The 4,249-nt window shown below is 45.4% G+C and carries 4 protein-coding genes and 2 pseudogenes; 3 read left to right on the top strand and 3 right to left on the bottom strand.

Annotated features, from left to right (window positions below; genetic code table 11):
* A pseudogene (locus IQR33_RS32765) lies at nt 1-413 on the bottom strand (alpha-ketoacid dehydrogenase subunit beta); the annotation flags it as partial.
* The gene (gene pdhA / locus IQR33_RS10425) at nt 406-1,500 is read right to left on the bottom strand and encodes a pyruvate dehydrogenase (acetyl-transferring) E1 component subunit alpha (RefSeq protein WP_025998586.1); all 1,095 of its coding nucleotides are present in this window, start codon (nt 1,498-1,500) and stop codon (nt 406-408) included. The pseudogene IQR33_RS32765 and the gene pdhA, both read right to left, overlap by 8 nt.
* A 65-nt stretch (nt 1,501-1,565) precedes the next feature.
* Between pdhA and IQR33_RS10420 the strand changes: the two genes are divergently transcribed.
* From IQR33_RS10420 to IQR33_RS10410, 3 genes are all read left to right on the top strand, one after another.
* On the top strand, nt 1,566-1,760 hold the full coding sequence (locus tag IQR33_RS10420) for a hypothetical protein (RefSeq protein WP_127891143.1): 195 nt from the start codon (nt 1,566-1,568) through the stop codon (nt 1,758-1,760).
* Between the two features lie 396 nt (nt 1,761-2,156).
* The gene (locus IQR33_RS10415; RefSeq protein WP_005375836.1) at nt 2,157-2,477 is read left to right on the top strand and encodes a DOPA 4,5-dioxygenase family protein; all 321 of its coding nucleotides are present in this window, start codon (nt 2,157-2,159) and stop codon (nt 2,475-2,477) included.
* A gap of 326 nt (nt 2,478-2,803) precedes the next feature.
* Nucleotides 2,804-3,430 (top strand): hypothetical protein, encoded by a 627-nt coding sequence (locus IQR33_RS10410; RefSeq protein ID WP_154203902.1) that lies wholly within the window; start codon nt 2,804-2,806, stop codon nt 3,428-3,430.
* Between the two features lie 350 nt (nt 3,431-3,780).
* Here IQR33_RS10410 and IQR33_RS32760 read toward each other — a convergent pair.
* Nucleotides 3,781-4,249: pseudogene (locus IQR33_RS32760) on the bottom strand (transporter); the annotation flags it as partial.

The raw sequence follows: 4,249 nt of genomic DNA, 5'->3' as shown, positions 1-4,249 counted from the left end.
GCAAATAACGCTTCCACGCTTTCTGAGTGGTGTTCCGGAGCGTGGATACCGCCGCCAAATGGCGCACGGAAAACCGCGGGACAAGTGAGCCGACCGCGAGTTCTGTTACGCATTCGAGCCGCGTGGCACATTAAGTGCTCCATCGCAGGAAAAACGAAACCTTGAAACTGAAATTCGGCGACAGGTCGTAATCCTTGCGTTGCCATACCGACCGCAACCCCGCCGATTAAGGCTTCAGCGAGTGGCGTATCGATGACTCGTTTAAGACCAAACTCTTGCTTGAGTCCAACAGTGGCACGAAATACACCACCATTATCGCCCACGTCTTCACCTAATACGACAACATTGGGGTCTTGTTGCATTTCGTGGTGCAGGGCAAGGTTTACTGCTTCAACCAACGTTAGCTCAGCCATGTCTGCCTCCCTGCATTCTCATTGCCTTGTTGATGAGTTCATCTCTTTGTGCATGAAGCTCTTGAGGTAGCGATTCATACAAATAATCGAAACCGGTTTCTGGTGCTTGTGGCGGTAAGCTCAGATAGCGTTCAACAGCTAACTCTACTTGCTCTTTACAGTAATCTAGCCATTGCTGTTCTTGTTCGTCGCTCCAAGCGCCTTGATTAAGGAGGTACGTTTTAAGACGTGCGATAGGTTCGTATTGCCATGCAGTTTGAACATCATCTTCTTTACGATAACGAGTCGCATCATCGGCCGTAGTGTGGTCACTCAGTCGGTAACTCACCGCTTCGATGAGTGTTGCACCTTTCCCTTTTCTTGCTCTCTCAAGGGCGGTTTTAGTTGCATCATAAACGGCGACGACATCGTTACCATCGACAGTAATACCCGGTATACCTGCACCTTGCGCTTTTTCTGATAAGAAATCGGCGGCACATTGGAGACTACGCGGCACTGAAATTGCCCACTGGTTATTGTTTACGACGAAAACAAGTGGAATATTCCAAGTACCTGCGCAGTTTATTGACTCAAGAAAGTCCCCTTTGGATGTACCACCATCGCCGCACATGACTAGCGCAGCTTCATGGTTACCTTGAATTTTTAGCGCGGAAGCCACCCCGACAGCATGCGTACATTGCGTCGCTATGGGTACACAGTAGGGAAGGTCTCGGCTAGGAACCGGACTGCCTTCAGGAGCAAAATCACTCCCGCGCTCATCGCCACCCCAGTATTGAAGGTTCTTTTCCATGCCAATGCCACGACACCACATCGCAGGCATATCGCGGTAGTAAGGAACAAACACATCATCGGCTTTAAGTGCTCTGCCGACCGCAATGCCTATGGCTTCCGCGCCTAAGTGTGAGGGATAGGTCCCTAGCTTACCGGTGCGTTGCAAGGCAACTGCTTTGTTGTCGTAAGTGCGAGTTAATACCATATCTCGGTAAAACCCGACCAATGTTTCAGTGTCAGCCCAGTTGGGTAGTTGGCCGACTAGGTCCCCACGATGGTCGATAAACCGATGCATGGGTAATGCCTGAACGTTCATCTCAAGCTCCTTTTGACGCTGCGGGTCTTTTGGACTGCAGCTGTTCATACAAAACCAGAGTTTGTATGGGTACTCAAACTCTGATATCAGCGCAAAGGCCATACCTAAGGTTGCGTGTGCTTTCGATAGCGGTAGGCATCTGTTCGTCCCTTAAACTATTTGTCGATAACATCGCTGCGACTATTTCACCGCAAGATACAGAGAAAGGCTTTTCTGTATCTAACCCTCTAACTAAATCGTGGTATAGCCAGATACAATAAGTGTAAACAAATTGTTAAATTATGCTTCATTTTGACTTTCGCTCAGTAGTAAAGTTTTGCTTACACCCTGATTTTGCAGAGTAATATGCTGCTATTTTGTTGGTGGTATTTTTAAACTCGAATTTAATTACTGGTTAATGAAACATATTTGCAACAAAATTTGGCTGTAAAATTTGACAAAGTGAGTCATTATTAATGAATCAACTCAAACAGTTGCTATATGATGAATTGCAAATTTTTGTTGTGCTCGAAGCCTCGACCTTATGAGAATGCATAACTTCTTCCCAACTGAGTGGAATCAAGGTAGGGTGACGGCATTACAAATGTATACCCTCGGCAGTCCTTGAGCTTATCCAAAGTAGGTGGTGCTCAAGCGGAAGTGATTATGGAGAAGTTATGTACCACGCTCATGTTTATTTTCCCCTAAGAGAACAAGATAAAGCGCAAGCCTTGAACGAGATCATCCGTCAAGAGCGTCAAGATGTGCTGCGTGTGTTTCCATTAGTTGGAAGGTTAGTTGGCCCACACAAGATGCCGATGTTTGAAATTCACCTAGAATCATTGAGTGAAGAGTTCTTGGCGTGGCTTGATACGATTCGAGGCGATTTTTCTGTGCTTATTCACCCAGTAAGCGAAGAAGAGTTGCTCGATCACACAGAACGCGCGATTTGGTTGGGCAGAGAGATTGGTGTATTTGAAGAAAAGTTAGAGAAATAGTTGCTCTTCTCGCCCATGCATGACCGCTTTGAATCCTTCTCTTCTCATTGCGGTCGCAGCTTCTGCTTAACGCCTCATCTTCATTGATGGGTGCGGAATCCCTCTCTTACGCTTTGCTGTAGTTATTTTTGTGCTAAACCTAAAAGTAGGCTTTCGAACTTCACGCACAAAGCGTGAAAATGTTGCTGTTTAGCATACCATTAAATGAATTTTGGTGGTAATAAAATAATAAGTCTTTGATAAATCAAATAGGTATAGCAGGGAAGTGCAGTTTACGACCCCAACGCCATTGGCAGTGGCGCCGATAATTTATGAGGGGGAAGGGTATGTTTTCAATACTCTTGGTTATACTTGCACTCTATATATTTTGGCTGTTGTTTCGCAACGGGCCTGCGTTTGCCGGGCGTACCGCTCAAAAAAAACGTGACTGGGTTGGGCCTACCGCCAACAAAGAAGAGTGGCGAGGATTTTGTACGGATGTATTTCAGCCGTTCAGTTCTCAAACGACTTTCTACGCCATTGCTTATTTTGCCAATTACGTAGCAGCAGCGAACGCAATATCTTGGTCAACGATATACGAAGGCGATTATCCGGTCATCATAAGCCGATTTGGTAGCTACTTCATTTTAAGCACGCATGATGCACTGGTCGTAGCTGGGTTTATTGCGCTTGCTTTCTTTATCATTAATTGGCAACTTGCCATGCGCTGCTCTGGTATTCTTAGCCAGTATCTAGTGCGGATTCTTATTATTAATCAAAAGCGCTTTGTCGCGATTAGCTTGGTGTTTTGCAGCTACTTTTCGTACCTACTGACGCTTGGTATATTCTGGCTGTTCCATGATGGGTATTCAATCTGGCATGGATTAATGCTTAGCCCCGTGTTCCTGTTGTTAGCTTTATTGGTAGCGGTTGTTGTGCCATCTGCAAAAAGAGAAAATAGTGTACCTAAGTAATCCCGAGATGGTTTGTTCAGCGGGAATAGTTTGGCTTGTAGACTAGGTGGTGATGTAAAGGACTAGCGAGTCTAAATCACGAAGCGGTAACAAAGTATACGAGCCGAGATCTTTACTTCATCAGATATTTGGATGGCTTTGGGGCGTTTACTTAAGCAAGGTAGGCTGCACTTTTAACTCGATCAGATTATCACGTTCTGGTTTAGCCTTATCGAATGACAAAATAAAGCTGCAATTCGATAACCCTAGACAAGATGATATGTCTTCGTAAAAGGGGGAAGTGTTCGTACTGGGAACTTAGAATTAAAAAACGCGGCCAAAGAATAGCCGCGTTTATTAGAATAAGAGATTTAACTTTCTGTCACAGGTTCAGAGGCTTGTTCAGCGCTTGAATCCACAGCTTTTACAAGTAGTAGACCAACACCTCCGACGATGGCACCACATAGAATAAACACTAAGCGCCCCCATACTGGGTTAGGTAGCAGAGCCATAAACATGACACCTATACCTGCGACCGCGATAAGTTTACCCAGCATTTGACGTTGCTTGTTATCGAGTTTTCTCTGTGCCACTGATTCCGCTACAAGAGGCGTTGATAGGTTTTCAAAGAACTTATCGACATCTGCTTGGCGTTTGTCAGTTAGAGGCTTGTAGAATAGAGTCGACAACATGAAGAAGCCACCAGTTAGCGTCATGTGTCCGATTAGACCTATTGCTACTTTCACATCAGACCATTCTCGGCTAGTCAACTCCTCAAGGCCAAACGCCGATGACACCATATCAGCTGTGATAACAAACCCAACAAGGTAGGAAACGATG

Source organism: Vibrio sp. OPT46 (assembly GCF_015163535.1).
In the GTDB taxonomy this organism is placed as follows: domain Bacteria; phylum Pseudomonadota; class Gammaproteobacteria; order Enterobacterales; family Vibrionaceae; genus Vibrio; species Vibrio alginolyticus.
The sequence above is the reverse complement of the archived record's forward strand: the minus strand, read 5'-3'. Positions and strand labels throughout refer to the sequence as shown.